Source organism: Bacillus xiapuensis (assembly GCF_002797355.1).
Taxonomy (GTDB): domain Bacteria; phylum Bacillota; class Bacilli; order Bacillales; family Domibacillaceae; genus Bacillus_CE; species Bacillus_CE xiapuensis.
Genome location: NZ_KZ454939.1, coordinates 107,449 through 131,853 on the forward strand (window position 1 = coordinate 107,449; position 24,405 = coordinate 131,853).

At 44.7% G+C, this 24,405-nt stretch carries 22 protein-coding genes; 18 read left to right on the forward strand and 4 right to left on the reverse strand.

Annotation, left to right across the window (positions count from 1 at the left end):
* The first annotated feature begins 149 nt into the window (after positions 1-149).
* The 7 genes from CEF20_RS00540 (at position 150) to CEF20_RS00565 (ending at position 6,277) form a co-directional block, all read left to right on the forward strand.
* Positions 150-1,046, forward strand: coding sequence for an ABC transporter ATP-binding protein (locus CEF20_RS00540; protein WP_100330023.1), 897 nt, complete (start codon positions 150-152; stop codon positions 1,044-1,046).
* 1 nt (position 1,047) lies between these two features.
* Positions 1,048-1,785 (forward strand): ABC transporter permease, encoded by a 738-nt coding sequence (locus CEF20_RS00545; RefSeq protein WP_100330024.1) that lies wholly within the window; start codon positions 1,048-1,050, stop codon positions 1,783-1,785.
* Between the two features lie 8 nt (positions 1,786-1,793).
* A complete protein-coding gene (locus CEF20_RS00550; RefSeq protein ID WP_100330025.1) occupies positions 1,794-2,933 on the forward strand; it encodes a sensor histidine kinase in 1,140 nt (379 codons plus the stop codon).
* Positions 2,930-3,532, forward strand: coding sequence for a response regulator transcription factor (locus CEF20_RS00555; RefSeq protein ID WP_100330026.1), 603 nt, complete (start codon positions 2,930-2,932; stop codon positions 3,530-3,532). The genes CEF20_RS00550 and CEF20_RS00555 overlap by 4 nt, the downstream gene beginning before the upstream one ends.
* Positions 3,533-3,714: 182 nt before the next feature.
* Positions 3,715-3,858: a hypothetical protein gene (locus CEF20_RS16445; RefSeq protein WP_157796162.1), complete on the forward strand. Its 144-nt coding sequence runs from the start codon at positions 3,715-3,717 to the stop codon at positions 3,856-3,858.
* A gap of 211 nt (positions 3,859-4,069) precedes the next feature.
* A complete protein-coding gene (locus CEF20_RS00560; RefSeq protein ID WP_100330027.1) occupies positions 4,070-5,128 on the forward strand; it encodes a DUF5105 domain-containing protein in 1,059 nt (352 codons plus the stop codon).
* A 12-nt stretch (positions 5,129-5,140) separates the two neighbouring features.
* Positions 5,141-6,277, forward strand: coding sequence for a TcaA second domain-containing protein (locus CEF20_RS00565; RefSeq protein ID WP_100330028.1), 1,137 nt, complete (start codon positions 5,141-5,143; stop codon positions 6,275-6,277).
* A 115-nt stretch (positions 6,278-6,392) separates the two neighbouring features.
* Here the strand turns inward: CEF20_RS00565 and CEF20_RS00570 are convergent, their stop codons facing one another.
* Complete coding sequence (locus CEF20_RS00570; RefSeq protein WP_100331950.1) at positions 6,393-7,415, reverse strand: CapA family protein; 1,023 nt, start codon at positions 7,413-7,415, stop codon at positions 6,393-6,395.
* A gap of 699 nt (positions 7,416-8,114) precedes the next feature.
* On the opposite strand from CEF20_RS00570, the gene CEF20_RS00575 reads away from it, so the two are divergent.
* The 8 genes from CEF20_RS00575 to CEF20_RS00605 all read left to right on the forward strand — a co-directional run bounded on the left by CEF20_RS00575 (position 8,115) and on the right by CEF20_RS00605 (position 17,229).
* Complete coding sequence (locus tag CEF20_RS00575) at positions 8,115-8,555, forward strand: NUDIX domain-containing protein (protein WP_100330029.1); 441 nt, start codon at positions 8,115-8,117, stop codon at positions 8,553-8,555.
* A 78-nt stretch (positions 8,556-8,633) separates the two neighbouring features.
* Positions 8,634-10,667, forward strand: a complete 2,034-nt coding sequence (locus CEF20_RS00580; RefSeq protein ID WP_100330030.1) for a transporter substrate-binding domain-containing protein — start codon at positions 8,634-8,636, stop codon at positions 10,665-10,667.
* Between the two features lies 1 nt (position 10,668).
* Positions 10,669-12,060, forward strand: coding sequence for a sigma-54-dependent transcriptional regulator (locus CEF20_RS00585; protein WP_100330031.1), 1,392 nt, complete (start codon positions 10,669-10,671; stop codon positions 12,058-12,060).
* Between the two features lie 353 nt (positions 12,061-12,413).
* On the forward strand, positions 12,414-13,433 hold the full coding sequence (locus CEF20_RS00590) for a TAXI family TRAP transporter solute-binding subunit (protein ID WP_100330032.1): 1,020 nt from the start codon (positions 12,414-12,416) through the stop codon (positions 13,431-13,433).
* Positions 13,434-13,448: 15 nt separating this feature from the next.
* Positions 13,449-15,410 carry a TRAP transporter permease gene (locus tag CEF20_RS00595; protein WP_100330033.1) on the forward strand — a complete coding sequence of 654 codons (1,962 nt, stop codon included), beginning with the start codon at positions 13,449-13,451 and terminating at the stop codon, positions 15,408-15,410.
* Positions 15,411-15,569: 159 nt separating this feature from the next.
* Positions 15,570-15,704 (forward strand): hypothetical protein, encoded by a 135-nt coding sequence (locus CEF20_RS17245; RefSeq protein ID WP_269799205.1) that lies wholly within the window; start codon positions 15,570-15,572, stop codon positions 15,702-15,704.
* 426 nt (positions 15,705-16,130) lie between these two features.
* Complete coding sequence (locus tag CEF20_RS00600; protein WP_100330034.1) at positions 16,131-16,553, forward strand: DUF4064 domain-containing protein; 423 nt, start codon at positions 16,131-16,133, stop codon at positions 16,551-16,553.
* Positions 16,554-16,578: 25 nt separating this feature from the next.
* Positions 16,579-17,229: a uracil-DNA glycosylase gene (locus tag CEF20_RS00605; protein ID WP_100330035.1), complete on the forward strand. Its 651-nt coding sequence runs from the start codon at positions 16,579-16,581 to the stop codon at positions 17,227-17,229.
* Here the strand turns inward: CEF20_RS00605 and CEF20_RS00610 are convergent.
* The 3 genes from CEF20_RS00610 to CEF20_RS00620 form a co-directional block, all read right to left on the reverse strand.
* Positions 17,204-18,514, reverse strand: a complete 1,311-nt coding sequence (locus CEF20_RS00610) for an MFS transporter (RefSeq protein WP_100330036.1) — start codon at positions 18,512-18,514, stop codon at positions 17,204-17,206. The two genes, CEF20_RS00605 and CEF20_RS00610, sit on opposite strands and share 26 nt — an antisense overlap.
* A 103-nt stretch (positions 18,515-18,617) precedes the next feature.
* Positions 18,618-19,136: a phosphatase PAP2 family protein gene (locus CEF20_RS00615; RefSeq protein ID WP_100330037.1), complete on the reverse strand. Its 519-nt coding sequence runs from the start codon at positions 19,134-19,136 to the stop codon at positions 18,618-18,620.
* Between the two features lie 138 nt (positions 19,137-19,274).
* Positions 19,275-20,219 (reverse strand): glycine-rich domain-containing protein, encoded by a 945-nt coding sequence (locus CEF20_RS00620; RefSeq protein WP_100330038.1) that lies wholly within the window; start codon positions 20,217-20,219, stop codon positions 19,275-19,277.
* Between the two features lie 391 nt (positions 20,220-20,610).
* Here CEF20_RS00620 and CEF20_RS00625 point away from each other — a divergent pair, with 391 nt between their 5' ends.
* The 3 genes from CEF20_RS00625 to CEF20_RS00645 all read left to right on the forward strand — a co-directional run bounded on the left by CEF20_RS00625 (position 20,611) and on the right by CEF20_RS00645 (position 24,394).
* Positions 20,611-21,543 (forward strand): manganese-dependent inorganic pyrophosphatase, encoded by a 933-nt coding sequence (locus CEF20_RS00625; protein WP_100330039.1) that lies wholly within the window; start codon positions 20,611-20,613, stop codon positions 21,541-21,543.
* Positions 21,544-21,808: 265 nt separating this feature from the next.
* A complete protein-coding gene (locus CEF20_RS00630) occupies positions 21,809-23,302 on the forward strand; it encodes a peptide MFS transporter (protein ID WP_100330040.1) in 1,494 nt (497 codons plus the stop codon).
* Positions 23,303-23,722: 420 nt separating this feature from the next.
* Entirely contained in the window at positions 23,723-24,394 is a 672-nt protein-coding gene (locus CEF20_RS00645) for a GntR family transcriptional regulator (RefSeq protein WP_100330043.1), read from the forward strand.
* The last annotated feature ends 11 nt before the right edge of the window (positions 24,395-24,405 follow it).

Sequence of the window (24,405 nt, forward strand, 5' to 3'; positions counted from 1 at the left end):
TCGCCTCCTGCGAAAATTTATTCGCAGGAGGCGATTTTATCGTTATTGAGAAAGAAAATGACATTTGTCACTTTTTTTCATGACATAGTCTACTAAACGATTGCCGTTTTGGAATATACACTGAAGGTAATGAATGAGGAGGTGCTGGAATGAGGGAAGCAATTAAGGCAGAGCGGGTATCGAAGGTATTTCACCATCACACAGCAGTTCATGAAGTATCATTTGCTATTCATCCGGGAGAGGTTGTTGCGATTCTTGGCCCAAACGGTGCTGGAAAGACGACGATGATTTCGATGATATTGGGGCTGCTCGTTCCTTCTAACGGAAAGATAAGTGTGCTTGAGCACCCGCCAGCAGAGAAGGCTGTCCGCGAGCAGATCGGAGCAATGCTTCAGGATGTCAGCATCATGCACGGGCTGAAGGTGAAGGAGCTGCTTGACCTTGTCCGCAGCTATTATCCGGATCCTTTGCCGCTTCCGGATCTGATTGATTTCACGGGGTTAAATGAAAAGGATATAAAGACAAGAGTCGAGAAGCTATCCGGCGGTCAAAAAAGACGTCTTAACTTTGGGTTAGCGCTGGCGGGGGATCCGAAGCTTTTAATATTGGATGAACCTACGGTGGGGCTGGATGTTCACTCACGGAGGCTTTTTTGGAAAACGATCCGACAGCTGGCTGGCAGGGGGAAAACGGTGATATTTTCAACCCATTATTTGCAGGAGGCGGACGATGTGGCAGACCGTATTTTACTGTTTAAAGAAGGTCGTATTATTGCGGACGGTACGCCTGCAAAAATCAAGGCCTCCCTTTTAACGAGAACGGTTTCTTTCCAAGCTGATTGCCCAGTCGAAATATTTAAGGAGTGGTCTGCGGTTCAGCAAGCATACACGGAAAATGGTCGGCACTATTTGAAAACGAAGGATTCAGATGAAGTATTGGCGCGTCTGTTTGCTTTAAACATCGGCGCCAAAGAGATTCAAGTGGAGAGCGGCAATTTAGAAACAGCCTTTGAGCAGCTGACGGCAAAACCAAAAGGAGGCGTTTAGCATGAATACATGGATCAAGCAATGTCAGGCGGAAACTCTGCGGGTGCTGCGCAATCCTTATTTTGTATTTTGGTCATTAGCTATGCCGATCTTTTTCTATTTTATCTTTACGAAGGTGATAAACACGAATGTGCCAAATGAGGCCATGTGGCAAGCTCATTATTTAATGTCGATGACTGCTTTTAGTGTGATGGGGTCCGCAATCATGACTTTGGGGATTCGGCTTGTACAAGAACGATCGCTTGGTTGGTCAGCGTATATGCGTATCACTCCGCTTCCCAACACCATCTATTTCCTTGCCCAAATGGCCGGCCAGACGTTGATTCATCTGCTTTCCATCATAGTTATATTTACGGCTGGCGCGCTCATAAATGACATTTCTCTTACCCTTTGGCAGTGGATCGGCAGCGGGCTATGGATTTTGTTCGGGTCATTTCCGTTTCTTGCATTAGGCATTTTGTTTGGAGCGATGAGGAAAGTGGAAACGGCCGCGGGAGTGAGCAATGTATTATATATTGCTTTAGCATTGTGCGGAGGACTGTGGATGCCGTTGGATGTTATGCCAGAGACAATGCAGAAAATTGCCGAATGGCTGCCTTCTTACCATTATGGCAGCGGTGCATGGGAGCTTATACGGGGAGATGCTCCCAGCTGGAAGAATGTTCTGATTTTATTATCATACTTTTTGCTGTTCATGATACTATCTAGTTATACGAGAAGAAAACAAGAAGCGATGTGATCTGCAGCATGGGTAGGAAGAAGTGGAATATTCAATTGTTCCCAAAGTCATTCGGGATTCTTCCCTATATATTTCTGTTGTATGTGATTATGCCGGCTTACAATGTGATGAACGAAACGGGATGGGAAAGGGTGCTTGGTGCAGCCTTGCTCTTTCTGTTCTTAATCACTTACCGGCAGCTGTACGTTTCAATGGGAGAGGAGAATTTTTCTTTTTGGCTGGCTTTTCAAATGCTGATCGTGTTCATTTTTAGTTTATTTTTTCATGTTAATATGATATTTATGGGTTTTTTTCCAGCCAATTTTATCGGATGGTATGAGCATACGGTACAGGAGCAGCGAAAGTTTAAAATCGCTTTCTCCTTTCTAATTCTTATTGAAGTTCTTCCTCTAATCAGATGGGGGCTGCTTACTGATCTGAGAGAGCTGGCTTATTTCTTTCCGTTTTTAATCGTTATGCTGCTCTCTCCCTTCGGCGTTCGTTCTATAAATAAGCAAATGCAGCTCGAAAAGCAATTAGATGAAGCCAATGAGCAAATAAATGAATTGGTGAAGCGGGAGGAAAGACTTCGAATTTCCCGGGATTTGCATGACACGTTAGGCCATACACTATCGCTTATAGCTTTAAAAAGTCAATTGGTGGAAAGGTTAATCAGACGGGATGCCGACCGAGCGGAGAATGAAGCGAAAGAAATAGAGAAAACATCGCGAGCCGCTCTTAAACAAGTGCGAGAGCTTGTAGCCAGTATGAGAGCCATAACGATTGCGGATGAATTAATTCATGTTGAAAAGATTTTGCAGGCGGCTGGAATTGCTTATCACTGCAAAGCAGAGATGGATCTGTCAGAAATTTCACCGCTTTTTCAAAGCATTATTAGCATGTGCTTGCGTGAAGCAGCTACTAATGTTGTCAAACATAGCCAAGCCGAGAACTGCATGATTCAAATCACACGGTCAGAGGAAGAGATTCGCGTTGAAATGAAAGACGATGGGGTTGGAGTTGGCGTTCCGGATCGGAACAGCAGCGGACTTAAGGGAATGGAGGAGCGCTTGGCTTTAGTTGGTGGGAGTTACCGACTGATAAATCAAAATGGCGCTTTATTAGCTATTACGGTGCCGGTGATTAAGAAAGAGGGTGTCTGCGTGTGATACGAGTTTTTATTGCAGAAGATCAGCGGATGCTGCTTAGCGCCTTGGGTACTTTGCTTAATATGGAAGAAGATATAGAAATAATCGGATGTGCATCCAATGGGAAGGAAGCCATCGATTCCATGAAGCGGCTGCAGCCAGACATCAGTTTAATAGATATCGAAATGCCTGTAAAAAACGGTTTAGAGGTAGCGGAAGAAATAAAAAGCTTTCAGCCTGCCTGCAAGGTGATTATCTTAACAACCTTTGCCCGCCCGGGATATTTTCAGCGCGCGGTTAAAATAGGTGTGCAAGGGTATCTATTGAAGGATGGCTCCATTGAGGAATTGGCTGCGGCGATTCGCGCCATCATGAAGGGGGAGCGTGTTTTCAGTCCAGAGCTAATGCTGGATATTATCCGCGAGGAAAATCCCTTGACTGCTCGAGAGCAGGAGATCTTATCTTTAGCGGCAGAAGGAAAGACAACGAATGAGCTTACTCAGCACCTTTTTCTGTCCTCCGGTACGATACGGAATTACATGTCTGAGATTATACAAAAGCTGGGGGCTAAGAATCGTATTGAGGCGATTAGTATCGCGAAAGGGAAAGGCTGGATTTAACCGCTGTCTGTCAATGACCGGGAGAGAGGTTTTGCTTACGATCAAACCTCTCTCTTTTTTTACAGTTATCCCGTCTTTTGGTACGGGTGAAATATCCTATGAAAGAAGGAGGGTACGAGCGATCTTTTGGATGGAATTGGAAAGAAGGCGAGTGTGCGCGAAGGCCAGAAGCAGCTCTATGAGTGGAAAAAAAGAAAAAAGCAGTCCGTCTTCTTCTTCGGAGCGGTCTGCTTCTTTTGCCAGTATTGAAAAGGAATAAGGAGGATATAAACGGTTTGGATAAAGTGGGGATGCCAGAAGAAATGACTGTTAAAAAAAGCCCATGACCGCAGTAAATTTAAGGAATTTAGAGTGCTAAAGAAGATAAGAAAAAAGTTTTGATTTTTCTGTCGCTAGAAATAATTGTCTAATCAAAACAGTAAATTATAACCACGCATTCCATCTTGTTCTATTCGAAGCGATTCCTTATTATTGAAAAAGAGAGCGGGAAATGGACCGCAGTAAAAGGTTAAAGAGAATGTTAAGGGAGGAAGCTTTATGACAAAGAAATGGAGTTTGTTAGCTATAGTGGCTGTTATTATGACAGCACTTACAGCTTGCGGCGGAGAAAAGGAAGGAAAAGCTTCTTCAGCCGATAGTAATGTAATGGAAGCCTCAATAAAAGACGCTTCATTCATTTTAACAGGCAAAGATGACGGAGTTTCAGAGGATCAGCAAAAGGGTGTATTGCTTGTTGATATAAAAGTAAAAAATAAATCCAAATCTCCTATTAATCTTTCCGTCCACAGAAATATTAAATTATACGATGGAGATGAACAGCTGAACCCTGTCACGGATCTTTATATACGTGATGTGGATCTGGATATGCAGCCGAGCAGCGAGATTGGAGCAGGCAAAGTCAAAGAGCTGACAGCCGCTTTTGAGGTAGAAAAAGATAAGAAATATGAAATAGGTATGCAGCCCTTATTAGCGGATTCTGCCGAAGAAACTGAAGAGGTGAAGCTCATGCTCGATACGAAGAAATACCGAGACAGTTATGAAAAGCTGCAAGAGCCGGCTGAAGCGCTGGCCGCCTATATCGACACTATTTATCTTGGCAAAGAAAACAGTGACTATGAAAAATTAATATCCGCGGATAAAGCTGCTTTAGCAGAAGAGGCTAAAGAAGTGTTTAAAGATCATATAGAAAGATATGCGTTCAGCGTAGATATAACGGATGCAGATGCGGAGAAATATTATCAAAGCTACCGGTCCGCCCTTAATCAAAAAGCTGAAATCACTCCGAAAGCCATAGCTAATGCCAACGATAAAGCCGTTGTTCAATTAGAATATGCGGCGCTTTCCATGGAGAGTTTGAGCGACAAACTATCGGATCTTAAAAAAGAATATAATGATAATAATGAATACGATTCAGAGAAGTCGGAACAGTATGCTTTTTCAAAATTCGATTCGATTATTAACAGCTTAGAGGCGGATAAAGCCCGCGAACCCCTAAAGATCAAAATGATGAAGAAGGATGGCAAGTGGACAGTAGATACCTCTGATTATAACAGTGAGTATTTAGTCAATGTATTTGCGAAAGGATCGGAATACTAAGGAGGGGCATCTATGACAGCGCATAAATGGTTGATCACTGCGGCGGCAATTGTTGTGATTTCCCTCATTAGTGCACTAATATGGCTGCAACAAGCAACGAAGCCAGAAAAAGTGATAGGAAGGTTAACAGAGGCCGTTTCCAAAGAAGATCCTGCGCTTCTGCGGGGGGTGCTGCTTCCTGATGACAAGAAAGCGGATGTCAGTGAGCCGGCCGTTATGGCAATGATCCATTATTTAAAAGAGAATAACGGAAGCTTTGAGGCAATTAAAGAGGGAATGCAGGAGCAAATAGCAGAAAATGATTATTCGGCTAATGGCCAGCAAATCCATTTAGTCAATGAAGGGAAAAAATGGGGGCTGTTTCCGGATTATAAATTGGGGGTGAAAACGGTCTCGGTGAAAGTTTCCGGACTGGGCGAAGAGGATGATTTAGCCCTCTCTAGTGGTCAGCTAAAGAAACCGCTGTATAAGCAAGATGGGCAGCTATTTGGCCCCATACTTCCAGGGCTGTATGAGATGAGGATGAAAGTGAGCAATCAGCTGGGGACTTTTATGGATAAAGAAAAGCTGGATGCTTGGGGAAGCCAAGAGGTAAGCTTGATTGCGGACAGTGTCAAGCTAGCAAGAGAAGACAAGAAGGTCCGTGAAGATATATTATCCGCTGTGGACATTTTTAACCGCGATCTTTCCTCGTTTCAAGCATCGGGATTCGATATGGCGAAGCTTACGAATGCAGCAGATGAAATTAAAAATGATCCAGCCATGGAAAGAGACCGCCAGCTATTTGAGGAGACGAAAAGTTATCTGGAGGAAATTCATACGCAATATTTAGGCGCAGTGGCTAATATGGATAAGCTGGACATTCATTATTTTGACGGCCGGTGGATGGCGGAAGTGGATGCGTTTGTTCATTTTCAAAACAAAGTCAAAATCAAAGGCATTAAAGAGTTCCATGAGGAGCCGACTAAAACGATCGGCAGCTATACGCTAGTCTATGATCCAAAGAAGAAGAAATGGATGATCAAAAGCCTGCAGTCCATACCGGCGACCGGCTCAGAGGTGAATGACTGGAAGAATACATTAGAGATGAAAGTGAGCAATCCGAAGGTGGAAGTATGGAGTCATAAAAGTCAGGGTGATTATTTATAATTCACAGATTTATCATTGAGCTTCTGTCTAAAGCTCACTTCAACAGAAAACGAAGCAGCCCCCAATTATGAGGCTGCTTCGTTTTGCTTTGTTTTCTCCTAATCTAAAGAGGAATTTATTTAATATTTCCTTCTTCATCAATGGTCACTCCGAAAGAGATGGATTCCAGATAATCAAGGAGCTGCTTCCTTTGGTTTCCTTTAGCAGGAACAATAATCCCGTTATCGATCATATAAGGATCAAAGGATAACTGCACTTTGTCGCCCTTAAATGTCGCTGTTAACAGCCCGGTTTCCGCTGTTCTTCCTTTTACATACGGAGGGAACAGGAAATTTCCTAATGAATAGGCTACCGGCATGCCTTCATAATATTCAAAGCCTTGCAGCCAATGAGGATGAGAGCCGACGATAAGGTCAACGCCTAATTCCTTTAACTCTTTCACATACTCTTTCTGATATTCCACAGGGGTGTTTCTTTTTTCTTTTCCCCAATGAAAATATACAATCACATAATCCGCATCGCCTTTTTGCTCTTGAATGGTTTGTTTGACCAGATCTAAATCATAACCATTTGGAACTCCCGGTTTATCCTCTGTGGCTACCCATTCAAATTTTGGAAAGAAGCGGACAAAAGAGAAAAAGCGAAATGTTTTTCCCTTAATATTGACCTCTTTAGATTGATAGGCTTCCGTCTTATTGGCTCCGGCACCTATATACTCCATGTCCGTCTGCTTGATATTCTTGAGGGTATCTAATAATCCGGGCTGCATATAATCCATCGTGTGATTATTGCCGATGTTAATCATTTGAAAACCAGCATTTTCAATGGCCTGCAGACCTTTCACATCGGAGTTGATCCAAAACAGCTGGTCAGGATCTTTAAAGTCAGGATTTTCTGTGAAAACAGTTTCTGCATTAATAAAGGAATAATCCGCTTGCTTCACCTTGTCTTTCACATGGGTAAACGGATAATCATAGCCTTTTTTCTGCAGGATCGGTTCCAGTCCCCAATCAAACATCGTGTCTCCGGCAAACACTATATCAATCCCCAGATCTGCCTTCTTCGGTGTAGAAGCGGCCGGCTCTGACTGTTCCTTCTGAGAAGCAGATGGAGCTTGGTCTGCCCGGCCCGTTAGCATCTGAATGCTTAAAGTAATCACTATAATAAAAGAAAGCAAGCCGATCAATGCAAAGGTCACTCTTTTTTTATGCAACCGCCGCCTCTTTCTATTTTTAGCTGCTCGCAAAATATATCTACCTCCCTAAATATCACCCTAATCATATCATTTTTCCTTTAAATTACCATATGGATATTTTTTTGGATTCCTGTCCATAGATTGGAAGTTATCATAGAACAGCGGATTCTTTATCAACAAAAAGCTATTAGACTTTCAAAGTGTCTCCCCCTGGCTTTGGTTATAAAATATACCGTGCAATTGTAGAGATTTGTTCATATCTCGCTGTAATGCCTGTATCATTTGCATTGCAATCGGGCACTTGAGGAACGTGATCTCCCGCTCAAATTTCTTCGCTATTCTGAATTCGGGTATCTCCCGGTATCCTCCATGGGTACACATTGTTTGTCAGGAATAGAAGGCGGCGATTCGATAGGTGGTTGCTTTTTCTGGCACGCATACTTATAATTAGGCTGAACCGGAAAATTGCAGCTAGGGTTCCGCTTCTTCACGAGAAGGTCTGTGACCGAGGGCTGTCTCTCCTGTTATAGCAGCAGGAGGCACCTATTGACATAAAAGGTCCGAGGGGAAAGGTTCAGTGTTTTTGCATGCGCTGAATCCTTTCTCCCGGATCTTTTTTTATTTTTTAGAGGAGGAATGAACATGAATCATGATCTTGAAGTGTATCCGGGAGTTGCGGTTGTCGTTTTCGATAAGAGTCAGCGGGTGCTGCTGCAGAAACGGGCGGATGTGGGTCTTTGGGGATTGCCGTCAGGACATGTAGAGCCCGGGGAAACGGTAGCGGAAGCCGCTGTGCGGGAAATTCAAGAAGAGACTAACTTGCACATTCGGATTAAAAAATTAATCGGTGTATATTCAGAACCCGCTTCGCAAATTTTTCATTATCCAAATGGACGAAAAGTTCATTTCATCACGACGTGCTTTTTAGCGGAGGTGATTGGCGGGGAGCTTTGCTGCCACTCGGACGAATCTCTCGATGTGCAATTTGTCCATATCGATCAATTGCCTGCTGATTTGCTTCCTATGCATCCTCGCTGGCTTGAAGATGCTCTATCCAGAAAAGCTGAGGCCTTTATTCGTTAAACTCAGCTATGGCGCCACTTTCATTGTGATTATGTTACAATAATAGCAATATTCACAAAAAGGAAAGGGGAAGTCTCGATGAACAGGCGGGCCGGCTTCATTTGTTTCATCATTTGTTTCTTTCTGCTTGCATTCAATGCGCCCATCTCTGTTTCCGCTGACATTGTAGGTCATTCCCGGCTCGCTAAGGAGCGCCCAGTGAAAAAAGTGTACCGACTGGCCGGTGAAAAGCAGTTTGCCCCTTTTTCCTATGTGGACTCAGACGGTGAATTCACTGGATTTAGTGTGGAGCTGTTTGAATATATAGCGGCTGAAGAGGGAATAGCGTTTGAATATATTCCGATGGAGCTGTACCAGGCCACCCGCGCGCTTCAAGAGGGGAAGGTAGATGCGATTATAGGGATGAAATATTCAGCAGAGCAGAGCAAGCGTTTCGTTTTCTCTGAGCCTTATTTCCCGATGGAAGATGCTATTGTGATCCCGAAAAGCAGGACAAATGAGGTGAAGAGCTTGGCGGATTTAAGCGGAAAAACCATCGCTATGCAGGAGGATTCCGTTGCCATGGACGTGCTGTCAAATGTCCGGCGCTCCGAATTCCAGCTGGCGCTTAATCAGTCAGAGGCTCTGCAATTTCTGTTTATGGAGCGGGCGGACGCTTTCTTCTCGAATAAGTGGACAGCTGAATATTATTTAAAGCAGGCAGGCAAAGAAGAGGACTATGTTATTTTAGACCATCTGGGACTGCCGGCAGAGTTTGCGGCGGCGGTAAAGCCGGAGAATAGGGAGTTTCTTTCCCTAGTGAACCGATCGCTGGAACGCATGAAGACCAATGGGAGGTATCAGACCCTATATGAGAAATGGTTCTCGCCTGCCCCCGATAAGAGGCTTGAAGAATTAAAAAATTGGGTCCTCTTTCTTCTAGTCATCAGCGGTCTGTCCTCTTCGTTTTTAATCCTTGCTTATTTATGGAATAAGCGCTTGAAGAAAGAAGTCCACAGGCGCACATCGGCGCTGGCAGAGGCGAATGAAAAGCTTGAAGTGCAGCGGCGCGCTGTTTCTGAAGCAAACGCTTTCAAAACGCAAATTATCAATCATATGTATTACGGGATTGTGACGTTCAATGAAGCGCTTCAGTTAACGAGCTTGAATGAGCGCGCGAAGGAAATGCTTGGTTTAACGGAGGAGGAGGCCAAAGCCGTGACGACGATCACACAGCATCCGCTCATCCGCCGTATTTATCACTTGTATGAGGAGCAAGCAAATGATAACAGACAGCTGTTTTCAAAGGAAATAGAAATAAAGCAAAATGGACAAAATCGTCTCATCTTATTCCGGCTTATTCCTCTTGATAAAGAGAAAGGGCAAAAAAATGGCTATTTACTCACGCTGGCCGATCGTTCAGAAGCAAAAATGCTGGAAGAAAAGCTGGCAACTCAGGAGAAAATGCGGGCGCTTGGCCAGCTCGTTGCCGGCGTAGCCCATGAAATCCGCAATCCATTGACCTCGATGAAAGTGTTTGTGGACCTCCTGCCTCGCAAATATGAGGATCCTGCTTTTCGGGAAGAATTGCTCAAGCATGTTCCCGAAGCCCTTTACCGGATGAACCGGATTGTAGAGCATTTATTGGATTATGCGCGCCCGAAATCCCCAAGAAAGAAACTGTTTGATGTTCAGCCTTTTATCCAGTCGCTCGAAGCCATTATTCAGCCGACACTTAGAAAGCAAGGTGTTCATCTGATAACGGAAATAGAACAGGGAATGAAGCTATACAGCGATCCCGATCAATTAAAGCAGGTGATGCTGAATTTGATGCTAAACGCTTTGGACGCCATGGAAGCAAGCCGGGAGAAGGTTCTGTCTATTCAAGCTAAAAGGCAAGGAAAGCAGGGAGTGATCCAAGTGACAGACACAGGCTGCGGTATGGATAATGCAGAAATACCCCAGATTCTGGAGCCGTTTTATACGACAAAAAGCCATGGGGTAGGGTTGGGACTGACTCTATGTTATCAATGGATGAAAGAGAATAATGGAGAGATGAATATTGAATCGCAAAAAGGCTGCGGAACAATATTTACTTTGATGCTGCCCGCAGATAAAGAAGGAGTAATGTAAGATGAAGCCAGCTATATTGATCCTTGATGACGAACCGGCTATTGGTTCTTCCCTGCGTTTTGCTCTTGAACATCAATACAGCGTCACGGTTTGTACGGATGTGCAAAAGGCGTATGACCATTTGCGCCTGCGGCCAGCTGAGATCGTCCTGTTGGATTGGCGGCTCGGAACAGCGGACGGATTAGACGTGCTGCTGGAAGTGAAAAAAATTCAGCCGGCGGCGCAAGTGATCATGATGACAGCATACGGCACAATTGAATCCTCAGTCGAAGCGATGAAGCGGGGAGCGTATCATTATATTACGAAGCCGCTCGATATTGAAGAATTGGAAGTATTGCTGGAGAAAGCACTAGAGCATCAAGCTCTTCATAATCAAATCCGTGAGTTAAGCCGAACGATTGAGAAAATGCAAGGATACGATCAGATGATTGGGGAAAGTCCGGCTATGAGAAACATCTTTTCTTTCATTGAGCGGGTAAAAGACATCGATTCAAGTGTGCTTATTTACGGTGAAAGCGGGACAGGAAAGGAATTGGTGGCCAGAGCGATTCACCGTCAAGGCAAGAGAAAGGATGGGCCGTTTATCTCTGTAAATTGCGCGGCGATTCCAGAAGCATTGCTTGAAAGTGAATTATTCGGCTACGAGAAAGGAGCCTTTACAGGTGCTGTCCGCAGTCAGATTGGGAAGGTGGCGGCGGCGCATGGCGGCACGCTATTTTTGGATGAAATCGGTGAAATGCCGCAAGCCCTGCAGGCTAAGCTGCTGCGTGTGTTTCAGGAAAAGGAGGTCACTCCGCTCGGTGCCGCTAAGGCAAGGAAAGTGGATATTCGCATTATCAGCGCGACCAATCGCGATTTGCCAAAAATGGTGGAGGAAGGCCTTTTTCGTGAAGACTTATATTTTCGGCTGAATGTAATCCCGGTTAAACTGCCGCGGTTGCATGAGCGCAAAGAGGACATCCCTTTATTGATACAGCACTTCTTGAAAAAGTGTGCCGAAGAAATGCAGCGCCCTCTCCCAGCCCTGTCGCAAGAAGCTTATGATAAGCTGCTTTCTTATGATTATCCGGGAAATATTAGACAACTGGCTAATATTCTTGAATATGCGGTAGCGATGGCAAAAGAGCACATCATTGTTCCGGAGGACTTGCCTGTGAGCGTCCAAGGAGAAAATAAACGCCAGCCGTTCCGTTTTAAAGAGACGAACCAGGAAGAAGTTATTGCGGTCCCGATGAATACCACAATGAAAAAAGCAGAGAAGATCATTATTCAAGCGGTGCTGGCGCATTGCGGAGGTAATCGTCGGCAGACAGCGCACACTCTGGGAATTAGTGAACGAAATCTCCGCAATAAATTGCAGATTTACCGTCAAGAGCGTGAGGAGACAGAATAAAGTGAACCTTTCATAGCAGGTTTCTTTCCTCCCTCGCTGTCGAACAGAAGCGCCTGCCTCGTGCAGGCCTTTAGGTGCCGCAGCATCTTATATGCGGGATAAACTGCCGGTCAGGAATTTTTTGCCGCCCCTGACCGGCAGTTTTTGCCGTTTATAGATGGATCATAGCGGAGCGCTCTGCGGGATTAAGTATTGGATAGCAGGATTTCCTTGAGAAAAAAGTGTCATTTAGAGCGTTTCACAGGTCTTTCCCCCTGAATTAAAATATAATTTATCAGAATTTTATAAATGGTACGATAATTGCATATTTAATATGTAGATGATCATTATTAGAACAATCAGGGGTGGGAAAATTGAAAAAATACACAGGATTTTCCTTTATGTTATCTGCATTGCTTGTTTTTGCCGCTGCATGCGGGAACTCGGCGGCGACTGGCGACAAAAGTGAAAGCGTTACCAATATGAGAGGGGAAGCTGCGGGTGAACTGGCCGATCAGCCGGTCACAATATTAACAGGCGGGACATCAGGCATTTACTTTCAGCTGGGGAATGCGCTGGCCAAGCTGTATGGGGAGAAGCTTGGCGCACAGGCAAGTGCTCAAACGACGGGCGCCTCTGCGGAAAACACGGCGAAGCTTTCACGCCATAAAGCGGAAATTGGCTTTGCAATGGCCGATACGGTCGCTGATGCTTACAACGGAGCAGGAAATTTTGTTAAATCTGGAGCGCTGTCTAATGTAAGAGCCATCGCTTCCCTGTATCCAAACTACATGCAAATCGTTGCTCTGAAAAAAGCGAATATACGCACATTAAAGGACTTGAAAGGAAAGGATGTAGCGGTGGGCGCGCTTGGAAGCGGAACAGAAATTATGGCTAAGCGCATATTGCAGGAAGTTGGGATCTCCTACGAAGATATCAACGCTGATTTCCTGTCCTTTTCAGAAGGAATTGAAGGAATCAAGAACGGTACGACAGATGTTGCCTTTTTATCTTCTGGTTATCCGAATTCTGGCATTATGGAACTGGCCGCAATGGATGATGTGGAAATCATTTCGATACCCGAAGAGCTCACGAGGAAGCTGCAGCACAAATATCCCTCCTTTGAAGTAGGGGAGATTCCAGCCAACACCTACAAGGGAGTTAAAGAAGAACGGGAAACGGTTAGGGTCAGCAATTTGCTGATTACCCATAAAGAAGTTCCAGAAGCGGAAGTGTATCTGTTAACGAAAATCATGTTCGAACATATAGAGGATCTGCGCAATGCCCATAGTTCAGCTAAGCAAATCAAGCTGGAAAAAGCAGCGGACAAACTGCCGCTGCCGCTTCATCCGGGAGCGGAGAAATATTATAAAGAAAAAGGGCTTATTGAATAGAAAGGGGATGAGAAGATGGACAATTTGCAGAAAACCGGACAGGAAGAGGAAATTCTAAAAAAATATGATAGTGAATCACGTTTTCGCCATATCGATCAAGGATTTTGGCGGTGGGCTGTATTTATTTTAAGTGTCGGCTTGGCCGGCTATCATTTATACACCGCCTATTTTGGTCCGCTCGATGCCCTGCGTCACCGTTCTTTGCATACGGCGGTCATCGCGGCGCTTGTATTTATTTTATATCCTGCTTTTTATAATAAAAAGTCGAATAAAGTGACTATAGCTGATATGCTGTGGGGGCTGGCTGCCCTTTCTACAGGGGGCTATATGATTTTGGATTATCAAGGGATAGCTGAAAGAATGTCGATTTACATGCCTAGCGGTACGGATATTGCTTTTGGTCTCTTGACAATTCTGGTCGTTATAGAAGGAGGCCGCCGGGTTGCCGGGAACGCGCTGACGATTTTGTCTGTTTTGTTCCTTATTTACGCTTTCTTCGGTCATTTATTTCCGGATTTATTAAGGCATTCTGGCAAAGATTTGGAAGATATCGTTACTTATATGTATTTGTCAACAGAGGGAATCTACGGGATTGCCATTTCAGTATCGGCATCTTACATCATTCTCTTTATCCTTTTTGGAGCGTTCCTGAATAAATCGGGAATGGGAAAATTCTTTACCGATATTTCTCTCAGTGTAGCCGGGCATACATCCGGAGGGCCGGCGAAAGTATCCGTCATTTCCAGCGGTCTTCTAGGCTCTATTAATGGGAGCGCCTTGGCCAATGTTGTAACGACCGGTGCTTTTACGATCCCGCTGATGAAACGAGTCGGCTATAAGCCGGAGTTTGCGGGCGCTGTAGAGGCGACAGCTTCTGTCGGCGGTCAAATTATTCCGCCGGTTATGGGGGCAACAGCGTTCATTATGGCTGAAACGTTGGGGATGCCTTACAGTCAAATTGCGCTGGCCGCCATTCTGCCAGCTTTTCTTTACTACCTCGGCATTATTTTAATCGTTCATTTCCGAGCGAAGAAATTAGGGCTTCAAGGGATGTCGAAAGAAGAACTGCCAAACATGCGGCAAGTGCTGAAAAGCGGCGGACACTTATTAATTCCGATCATTGTGTTAATCGGGTTGTTAATGGCTGGGAAAACGCCGCTTTACGCTGCTTTTTATGCGATTGTTCTTTCCGTCGTCGTCAGCTGGTTCAATAAAGACACCCGGATGGGAATTAAGGAGATTCTGGCGGCGATGGAGGAAGGGGTTCGCGCAGCTCTTGGCGTCGCCATGTCCTGTGCCATGGTCGGTTTGATTGTCGGAGTTAGCACATTGACAGGCCTTGGTCCAAAGCTGACTCAGTCCATTCTCGTACTTGGACAGGGGGAAATGCTGCTGACGCTGTTCTTCACGATGATCGCTTGCATTATTATGGGAATGGGTCTGCCGTCAATCCCTACGTATATTATTACAGCAACGATGGCGGCTCCCGCTTTGCTGGAGCTTGGTGTGGCGCCGTTTGTTACGCATATGTTTGTTTTTTATTTCGGCATTCTAGCTAACGTGACACCTCCTGTCGCATTAGCAGCCTTTGCCGGAGCGGGGATAGCAGGAGCCAGTCCTAATAAAACAGGATTTGAAGCGTTAAGATTGGCATTGTCAGGCTTTATCATTCCATATATCTTTGTTTTCTCTCCTGTCCTGCTTATGCAGGATGTCGCCAGTCCATGGCAGGTCGTTTGGGTTACCATTACGGCCGTCATTGGCATACTTGGATTAAGTGTGGCGGTGGAAAGATATTTTATCACCGGCGTGCCGCTTCCGCTTGCCGCTCTCAGTCTTGCGGGGTCGATTACGTTAATTATTCCAGGCTTATGGACGGATATCATTGGCTTTGCTCTGCTGGCTATTGTCTTCGCTCAGCAATTCTTCTCACGTTCTAAAGGGCAGCCAACGCTGCCGGATTCGAAGGTCGTTTAAATTCAGCTGGAGCGCCGGGTTTCCCGATAGAAATCTTTTAAATAGGCAGTCCTTTTTTTAAAAAAGGGGCTGTCTATTTCTTTTGAAGGCAAACAATTCAACAATTTTGTTCAGTAAGATAAAATAGTACACAAATATATGAAGAAAGGAGCGTAAAGGTTGAGCAGCCAAGGCAAAATTATTATTGGTGTGATTGTAGCAGTGCTTGTATTAGGGGCAGTTGCGTGGTTTTCCAATTCTTTGCTCACGTCGAACCAATCTGATCAGCCTAATCAGGGAGAAGCTGCTGCCTGATATTATTGTTCACGTTTATTAGCTGGGTGCATGATGCAAATGAGCATCAAAGCTATTCTCAAAGTCGGAGTAAGCATTCAAGGAGGGTGCCGTTCAGCAGGTGCCAGAGGATTGCTAGTGGGGAGATTTATCGTGATATATTCAGGAATTCAGCAATCTAAGAATAGATCGGCAATGCTGCACAAAAACTATGACCAAAGAACAAAAGCAAACCACCTGGTTAGCCTCACTTGACGAATCGAGTAATGGGGCAACATCCCGCTTCGAAATAGGCGTCCGTTTGATCATTCAGCAGAAAGTGATTTCCAGATATTCATGGTAATCAACGGGTAAGAATGTTCTATTTCATCAAGTGGTTTAAAAAATAGGCATAGCTCACTATTTCGCGGGTAAACAAATAAAAAATAGATAAGAGGGGGAAACCTAATGAAACGAACTGCCGAAATGATTTTAAATGTCGTTGGAATCATTATTAATATCATCTTAATCGGTGTTGGAGCCGTTATTGCTTCTATGATGAATGATCAAAAGACTCGTCAAGAATTTGAGAACTTAATGGCCGAGGATCCGCAAGTTGCTGCGTCCGGTATTAATGTCGGTGAGATGGTGAATCTAATGGAAGCGATTGGCTGGGGATTTGTCGCCATTGTTATACTCAGCACTGTACTAAGTGTGATCGCCGCTTTTGCATTAAGACGGAACCGCAAGCCTAAGCTGGCTGGAGGATTACTGATTGCCAGCGCCCTTATTGTAGGGTTAGGAACGTTTTTAATCGGATGGCTTCCGGCGCTGCTGTTCTTAATTGCGGGCATACTTTGTTTTGTGCGCAGAGAGAGAAAAGCATACTAAAGGAAAGCTTAAGGAGGAGGAGCAGATGCGAATACCAAAGCGGTTAGCAGAGCTAGGAAAAAAACGCATAGCTCCTTTTCCAGTGGAAGGATTCGTGTACGGCGAAGGCCCACAGCAGTGTAAAATGATGCTTGTGGGCGAAGCCCCCGGCGAAACAGAAATTCATAATGGCATCCCTTTCAGCGGAAGAGCGGGCAAGGAGCTGATGAATTTTTTGAAGAGGGCCGGCGTTTCCAGGGAAGAAGTCTATATTACGAGCGCTGTCAGAAGCCGGCCATACAGATGGGGGGAGAAAAAGACGAGAACGGGCGACATGGTGAGAAGAAAGTATAACCGCCCGCCAACAGCAAAAGAAATTCTCGCCCATGCTCCCCTGCTTGACTATGAAATTAAGCATGTCCAAGCGCCTATCATTGTGACTTTAGGCAATGTTGGACTCAGGAGATTAGCAGGTCCGGACAAAAAAGTTTCCGAAGTTCATGGCCGGTTTATTAAGCAGCCCGTTCGCTGTTTGAAGGATCCCGAGGGAACATCCTTTACCTGGACAGAAAAGGACTATGTAATCTTTCCAACCTTTCATCCGGCGGCTATTTTTTATAATCGGTCGCTGCTGGATCTGATTCATCAAGATATGGATAAGCTTAAGGCATTCATGCGGGAATTCGCCGGTGAATAAGCAGACCGCAAGCAACTAAAATCATCAGGGATCCGAGAGCCGCCCGGCTGGCTATGTCTCCGTAATCAGCAAGAAGAAGCGTGATCGTTCCGTAAACGAGCGGTCCGACAATCGCCGACACTTTGCCGGAAAAGGCAAAGAGTCCGAAAAATTGCCCCCGTTTGTGTTCGGGTGTCAGCTCGATAATTAAGGTTCTGGAAGTGACCCAAACGGCACCTAAAGCCACACCGAACAAGCTGCCGGTCACCCAGAACATCGCACTGTTTATAGCGAACGTGCCGATGAATAAAGCAAAGATCAACAGCTGGCCCACGAGCATCACGGCTTTTTTGGCGCCGACTGTTTTCGTCACATAGCCGAAAATAAAGGAGCCGATAATGCTGGCTATCGTCGATATTAGATAGAGCAAGATAAACTCGCCGGAAGAGAAGCCGACAATCGCTTTTGCATACACAGCCATCATGGCGATGGCTGTGGCAATGGCATCGTTAATGAAAAAATAGACGATCATGAATAAAAAGACGGCTTGATGCTGCTTCATTTCCTTAAATGTGGCGTAAATTTCTTTATATCCGCTGAAGAAGGAATATCTTTTGGCAGCGGGTTGCAGCTTTCTTTCGCGCCCGGTCAGCATTAAAGGCAAAGAAAAGAGCAGAAACAAGATGGCTGTAGGAATGAAAGCGCGGTGAAAGTTCCCGTCACCGATCAGCGGATAAACAGCCAAACCCACTAGTGTGCCGATGTACCCCACGGCGACTCCAAATCCGGACAAGAGAGGGATCTCTTCTTTTGTACCTAAATCCGAGAGCATCGCATCATAAAAAATTAAGCTTGATTGATAAAAAAACTTTGCAATCACAAATAAGAGAATGACCAGCACAAAGGCTGCCGGAAGGCCGAACAGACGGGTCTGGAAGGAAGCGGGGGCTAAGAGACCCATTCCGATTGTGCACAGGACACAGATGAAAGTAAAGGGAATGATATAGCGCTTCTTCCGTCCGGTTTGGTCAATCATCACTCCAAACAGCGGAGAAAACAGAACGAGCAGCAGGCTCGATGTAGCGTTGGCATAGGAAATCAGCGTGCTGGCGATCTGATCCATTTGCTCATTTCCTCCCACGGCCTCCTGAAGATAGAAGGGGAAAAAGATCGTAATAATATTGGAAGAAAAGATCGTATTCGCGAAGTCATACAAAGCCCAAGACAAAACAGGCAGAGAAAAGAACAATCCTAACGCTGGCCGCTTTGCTGGTCTATCGGTCTCTTTACTTTGAATTTGTGCCATATGCCCACCCCTTTTTTCTCATTATATAGGGGGGGCTGTCCAAAGTTTGTCGAATCAAAAAAAAATAACAAAAGATTTACAAAACAAAAGAGACGGATTTTCTTTAAGAATCCGTCTCTTCGTTATGCTGATAGGAGCAGCTTTGGTGAACGATAAAGCCAGTAGCGGTGCCGATCATCGCGCTGAAAACGATATCAGACGGATAATGATGCCCTACCCAAACGCGCGAAAGGCCTGTGATTCCTGCGATGAATGACAGGATCCTTCCCCATGCCTGATCACGCAGAAATACAGCCGTTGATACGGCGAAGGCCAGCAATGTATGTTTGCTCGGAAAGGAGGAATTCACCTTGACGGGCATTAAGATGCCTACTTTATGCTTCATAAATGGCCGCGGCTTAAAATAAAAGCATCGGATGGCGGCATCCAGCATGAAAGCCGCTCCGGCAGAAAAAAGAGCAGAATAGACGGTCTTTCTTTTCGGCCCGCTGAGCAGCCATTTGAGAAGCAATAGGAAAAAAAAGGCCAGGCGGGCTTTTTTCGAAAGAAGAATCATCAGCTGATCAATGAGAAAGCAGCGGCCCGATAAACATTGTATAGCTCGAAATAGCTTAGTATCCATACATGCTCTCCTTTAGTGGTTGGTATATAGGAATAGCATGTCCAGCAGGCTGGAAAATAACCGGATATTCATCAGGTTGAGAAGTACGCGCTGAGAAATTTCGTTTGATCGGCAGATCAAATGGCCTCTTCTATGAGTTCAGCTGCTCCCGCACCCGCCTCCGCAGCTCGAGGAGGAGCATCCGGCAGAAGAACAGGACGAATCGTTATCGCTGCTGCACGAAAAGCCGGAACCGGAGCTGCCGGACACTCCTCCGTTCGCATTTTCTTCCTCTGAAATTAATTCATCCATTTCTTCACTGTAACTTTCAGGCATATAGAGAGAAAAGAATACCATCGCTGTTAATAGATGTGTGTGATCTTCGGTTGCGCTGCTTCTATCTGCAAAATTTCTCTCTCTACTTCGGTACCAGCTCTCCGCCTGCTTTAAGTCAGCTTTCAGCCGTTCAATGATTTGGTATTGAATGCTCGCTGCCTCGTCATCTTTTCTAAAATATCTTTGAATTAGCGATGAAGGAGATTGACTGATGAATTCCTCCAGTAGTTCTTTCTTGAGCGGATGCTTCAAGAAAGATCCCCATAATAAACGGCTATTGGAGGACGGCTGGAATAATTGCAAATACATCCAATCAAAAAACGCCCGTTCAAACGGAATCGGCTTCACCTCTGCAGTGGGAGTGTGGTGCAGAAAGCTGCCGTAAAACTTTTTAGAAAAAGCCTCATATTCTTTTGTAAACATGAGCATTTCATGCCAAATTTCATCCACTTCGTCACTAAACATAGGCACGGATTTTACGATTTTAGATAAAATAAAGTACCTTTTTAATTCGAACAACCGCCACTCAAAATCATGATCGGTCCAATGGGGATGATGAGTGAGCACGCGCTCTTTTACTTTTTCCATATAGGATGGCGGCAAAGAATTTTCTAGCTTCTCGATGAGCGGCTTTGCCTCATCAAGCTGATAATCAAGAAGCAGCGGAATGCGGATTTTCTTTAACCTCAGCTTCCTCTTTCTCCTTTGCGGCTTTAATAGAACCAATAAAACAACTGTCAGTGATGCCAAAATGAATAAATAAATCAATGATTTGTTCCTCCTTTTAGATTTACTTTCATTATAAGGGTCTAATGGGAAAATAGGAATGATGGGCGGCGTTTGATTCGTCATCCACTCATTAATTTAATCCCGCCTTCAGGAATGAAGTGGGGAAGTATAGTTCCAGCAGGGAATCCCGGCACGATACGATGCAAGTGACAAAGATGCTGCAACAGGACGTTGGGGTCATAGTCTTTGTCTTCTTTTTCAACAGCGGAGGATGAAGGAAAACCCTCGCCGTGTGAAGGTCCACATTATATTAAATGAAAACAAAATGAGGAAAACGAAACGGATTTGCGATAAAATAAACCTAGACCCGAATGATGGCTCGTCTATGAGGAGCCACTGCTATTAATATCAGATGAAGAGGAGAAGAGGAATGGAAAAAGTACTTATTTTCGGTCACAAGAACCCTGATACGGATTCGATTTGTTCAGCCATTGCTTATGCGGCTTTGAAAAAGGAATTGGGAGTTCATGCAGAGCCTGTGCGTCTTGGCCATATTAATAGTGAAACGGAATATGCATTAAAGCAATTCCAAGCGGAGGCTCCGCGCCTGATTGAAAAAGCGGCTCCAGAAGCGGATAAGGTGATTTTGGTTGACCATAACGAGCGTCAGCAAAGTGTGGATGACATTCAAGATGTCCGTATTTTGGAAGTCATCGACCACCATCGCATTGCTAATTTTGAAACGAGCGATCCTTTATATTATCGGGCAGAGCCTGTTGGCTGCACGGCAACCATTTTAAATAAAATGTATAAAGAAAATGGGATAGCGGTTCCGAAAAACATAGCGGGATTAATGCTGTCGGCGATTATCTCTGATTCATTATTGTTTAAATCTCCAACTTGCACGGAGGAGGATATCGCTGCTGCCCGCGAACTGGCAGAGATTGCAGGTGTACAAGCGGAAGATTACGGTTTGGAGATGCTGAAAGCCGGCGCCGATCTTAGCGGCAAATCGGCAGAGGAACTGATTTCTCTTGATGCGAAGGTGTTCCCGATGGGAAGCCGCAAAGTAGAGATTGCTCAAGTAAATGCGGTCGATACGGCGGAAGTGCTTGCTCGGCAAACGGAAATTGAAGCGGCGATGAACCGTGTAATAGAGGAGAAAGAGCTTGACTTGTTCCTGTTTGTTGTCACAGATATCTTGAACAGCGATTCTGTTGCTGTGGCGGCCGGCCGTGAAGCGGCTGTTGTTGAACAAGCCTTTAAGGTAGAATTGAAGGACCGAACAGCGCTGCTTGAAGGCGTTGTCTCCCGCAAAAAGCAGATTGTTCCTGTATTAACCGATCTATTACAAAAGAAGTAAGGATATTCTAAAGAATAAGCGTGAATCCGTCAGCCGTGATGGATTCACGCTTTTTATTTGGACATAATTGCTGCTGATGTCGGGAATGAGGGATTACTAGCTTTTAAAATTAAGAAAAGTAAAAATATATAAAAATCTTAATAATAATTGACAAGAAAGTTCAGTAAATTTAAAATAAGATAGTTTATATTTAATATTCTCTCTGTTTAATTTTTGGACAATACTGACAATGGAGAGGACAGCAAGATTAGGGAGGGGTTGCAATATGGACATTAAACTAAAAGAAAAGATTGTCCAGGGTATACCGCAAAAAGGGTTTTTCGGACATCCGAAAGGTTTGTTTACATTATTTTTTACTGAATTTTGGGAACGCTTTTCTTACTATGGTATGAGAGCTATACTGATTTATTACATGTATTATTCTGTTTCAGAAGGCGGGCTTGGCTTAGACAAGAGCACGGCGCTGGCCATCATGTCCATTTATGGAGCACTCGTGTATATGTCAGGCATCATTGGCGGCTGGATCGCTGACCGACTTCTGGGAACATCTAGAACCGTATTCTACGGCGGCGTGCTGATTATGTTCGGTCATATCATCTTAGCGCTGCCGGCGGGCGCGATGGCCTTGTTTGTATCCATGGCGTTCATCATCATCGGTACCGGTCTTTTGAAACCGAATGTGTCAAGCATGGTGGGGGATATTTACAGAGATGCGGATACTCGCCGTGATGCTGGATTTAGTATTTTTTATATGGGAATTAACATGGGCGGTTTACTTGCACCGCTGATTGTCGGAACGATCGGTCAGCAATATAATTTTCATCTGGGCTTCGGGATCGCAGCCGTTGGAATGTTTATCGGATTGGTTTTATTTATGATGACAAAGAAGAAAAATTTGGGATTGGCCGGGATGTACGTGCCGAATCCGTTAAGTCCTGAGGAACGCAAAAAAGCATTTGGCATCTTCTCTGCTGGCGCCATTGTAATTCTGATCGTCGGAGCAATCAGCTATCAAACCGGCTATTTAACATTAGATCGATTCATTTTATTTATCAGCATTTTAGGAATTATTATTCCGGCTGCGTATTTTATAGTGATGTACCTCAGCTCCAAAACAACTGATGTGGAGCGTTCGCGTTTGCTTGCCTATATCCCGCTGTTTATCGCTGCTATGATGTTTTGGGCCATTCAAGAGCAAGGGGCCAATATTTTAGCCGTATACGCAAATGATCGGGTTCAATTAGAATTTGCCGGTATAGAATTGCAATCATCTTGGTTTCAAACACTGAATCCGTTATTTATCGTCCTATTAGCGCCGGTATTTGCTTGGATGTGGACAAAGCTTGGCGATCGTCAGCCGTCCACGTCAAGAAAATTTTCTCTCGGCATTATTTTTGCAGGCCTTTCGTTCTTGCTTATGATCTTTCCGGCTTATATCAATGGAACAGAATCCCTTGTGAATCCATTATGGCTCGCAGGCAGCTTCTTTCTAGTGGTGATCGGGGAATTATGCTTGTCGCCGGTGGGTCTGGCGGCAACTACAAAGCTGGCGCCATCCGCTTTCTCCGCGCAAACAATGAGCCTGTGGTTCATGTCTAACGCATCCGCTCAAGCAATCAATGCGCAGATTGTCGGCTTCTACTCGGAGAACACAGAGGTTGCTTACTTTGGCGTCATTGGAGGCCTGTCTATTCTTCTCGGAGTGCTTCTCTTTCTTGTAGCTCCGAAAATTCAAAGCATGATGAAGGGAGTAAGATAAGAAGTTCGTTTTCTCGTCATTTGGATCATGAAATCAGCGGCAGAATGGGACATATGTTCCGTTCTGCTTTTTTATTTTCCAGCAAGCAGCCCCCTTCAAGGCTGCACGTTGCAGGTGACAAAGGCGCTGCGATGTTAGCTTTTCTTCTTTTCTGCAGCGGAGGACGAATGAGCTCCCGCCGTTTGAAGATTCACTTTATAGAGGGGTGCCTTGGCGTTAAATAAATTGATCATCCTCCAGAAGATTGTATACAATCTTCTGAAGGATGAAAAGATTTTTAGGATCCTTGAGTATAAAGATCAGCTAAAATTAAGGTTATACAAAATAATCTTGCAATTCAGTCATCTTTATGGTAAATTTTTTGTATCCAATATGATCTATATCTCTTGAACATGGCAATTTATGATGAGGAGTGCAAGTATGAATGTTCAGCCAGCTAAAGATAAAACGACGGTCGTCCATTATGTAACAAAACATCTCAGACAGGCTATACTGAATGGCACATTTGAAGAAGGGGAGAGGTTAATTCAAGAAGATTGGGCCAAGCTTCTCAATGTCAGCCGGATGCCGATCCGCGAGGCGCTCGGGCAGCTTCAATCGGAAGGGCTGGTTCAAATTATTCCCCATAAAGGAGCAGTGGTTACGCCAATTACAAAGGAAGATATTGAAGAAATTTATTCTTTGAGGGCTTCTTTAGAAGGGCTGGCTGCGGAAAGGTCTCTTCCTTTTTTAACGAAAACAGATAAAGAAGAGCTTGGAGAAATATTGCAGCAGATGGAGGCATTGCAGTTAACCGATGAAACAAATGAATTATATATTCAATTAAATGAACGCTTCCATAAGCTGGTGCGCAAAGGCTGTCCGTGGACAAGGCTGCTTAAGGCTGTGGAGAATCTTGGGATTTCCCCGATCGCTCCGAGCTTGCTGGCTGATTATTATTCAGAAACACAGCGTGAACACCGATTTATTTATGAAGCGGTGAAGCGGAATGATCCGGCAGAATTGAAGGCGGCTATCGAATATCACATTGTAAGAACTAAAAATAATTTGATTGCTTACATGGAAGGGTTAAAGGCACCCGAAGGAACATAAGCAAGCTCATC

Excerpts from the sequence above, each read along its gene's own strand:
- CEF20_RS00540 (WP_100330023.1), top strand. The coding sequence starts at position 150 with ATGAGGGAAGCAATTAAGGCAGAGCGGGTATCGAAGGTATTTCACCAT.
- CEF20_RS00545 (WP_100330024.1), top strand. The coding sequence starts at position 1,048 with ATGAATACATGGATCAAGCAATGTCAGGCGGAAACTCTGCGGGTGCTG.
- CEF20_RS00550 (WP_100330025.1), top strand. The coding sequence starts at position 1,794 with ATGGGTAGGAAGAAGTGGAATATTCAATTGTTCCCAAAGTCATTCGGG.
- CEF20_RS00560 (WP_100330027.1), top strand. The coding sequence starts at position 4,070 with ATGACAAAGAAATGGAGTTTGTTAGCTATAGTGGCTGTTATTATGACA.
- CEF20_RS00565 (WP_100330028.1), top strand. The coding sequence starts at position 5,141 with ATGACAGCGCATAAATGGTTGATCACTGCGGCGGCAATTGTTGTGATT.
- CEF20_RS00570 (WP_100331950.1), bottom strand. The coding sequence starts at position 7,415 with ATGCTAACGGGCCGGGCAGACCAAGCTCCATCTGCTTCTCAGAAGGAA.
- CEF20_RS00575 (WP_100330029.1), top strand. The coding sequence starts at position 8,115 with ATGAATCATGATCTTGAAGTGTATCCGGGAGTTGCGGTTGTCGTTTTC.
- CEF20_RS00580 (WP_100330030.1), top strand. The coding sequence starts at position 8,634 with ATGAACAGGCGGGCCGGCTTCATTTGTTTCATCATTTGTTTCTTTCTG.
- CEF20_RS00585 (WP_100330031.1), top strand. The coding sequence starts at position 10,669 with ATGAAGCCAGCTATATTGATCCTTGATGACGAACCGGCTATTGGTTCT.
- CEF20_RS00595 (WP_100330033.1), top strand. The coding sequence starts at position 13,449 with ATGGACAATTTGCAGAAAACCGGACAGGAAGAGGAAATTCTAAAAAAA.
- CEF20_RS00600 (WP_100330034.1), top strand. The coding sequence starts at position 16,131 with ATGAAACGAACTGCCGAAATGATTTTAAATGTCGTTGGAATCATTATT.
- CEF20_RS00605 (WP_100330035.1), top strand. The coding sequence starts at position 16,579 with ATGCGAATACCAAAGCGGTTAGCAGAGCTAGGAAAAAAACGCATAGCT.
- CEF20_RS00610 (WP_100330036.1), bottom strand. The coding sequence starts at position 18,514 with ATGGCACAAATTCAAAGTAAAGAGACCGATAGACCAGCAAAGCGGCCA.
- CEF20_RS00615 (WP_100330037.1), bottom strand. The coding sequence starts at position 19,136 with ATGGATACTAAGCTATTTCGAGCTATACAATGTTTATCGGGCCGCTGC.
- CEF20_RS00625 (WP_100330039.1), top strand. The coding sequence starts at position 20,611 with ATGGAAAAAGTACTTATTTTCGGTCACAAGAACCCTGATACGGATTCG.
- CEF20_RS00630 (WP_100330040.1), top strand. The coding sequence starts at position 21,809 with ATGGACATTAAACTAAAAGAAAAGATTGTCCAGGGTATACCGCAAAAA.
- CEF20_RS00645 (WP_100330043.1), top strand. The coding sequence starts at position 23,723 with ATGAATGTTCAGCCAGCTAAAGATAAAACGACGGTCGTCCATTATGTA.